Origin of the sequence: Pantoea sp. GbtcB22 (genome assembly GCF_019091025.1) — a bacterium.
Classification (GTDB): domain Bacteria; phylum Pseudomonadota; class Gammaproteobacteria; order Enterobacterales; family Enterobacteriaceae; genus Pantoea; species Pantoea leporis.
This window is the reverse complement of the sequence record NZ_JAGXKB010000045.1, coordinates 1-346: the sequence shown is the minus strand read 5'-3', so window position 1 is coordinate 346 and position 346 is coordinate 1. Positions and strand designations below refer to the sequence as shown.

1 protein-coding gene is annotated in these 346 nt (G+C 62.4%); it reads left to right on the top strand.

Annotated features, from left to right (window positions below):
• A partial coding sequence (locus KVT28_RS24725) for a hypothetical protein (RefSeq protein WP_217550781.1) occupies positions 1–317 on the top strand: 317 nt, incomplete at its 5' end.
• Positions 318–346: the final 29 nt, after the last annotated feature.

The following is a 346-nucleotide window of genomic DNA, read 5'->3' as shown; positions in this document are numbered from 1 at the left end:
AGCGCATCGGCAAAATCGCCGGCAGCCTTGTCGACAAGCATGCGAGCTTCATCGAGGCTGTCGAGATAAATATAGGTGCTGGCGATGCTGGCATGACCGAGGAGGCGCTGGAGTTTTTGCAGCGGGTCTCCGATGACACGACGATAGGCGGCGCTCTTTTGGTCGGGGTCAGGACCAATCCAGCCAAGCTGCGCGCGGATCAGAAGCGAGAGCATATGGACCGCAAATACGTGCCGCAGCATGTGAGGCGTCAGATGGACGTCCAGGCCGTGCTGCCGACACCGCGCTTCGGCTCGCGCGAAGACCGCCTCCCATGACGACGGTCGCATCGGCCGGCCGTCATCCG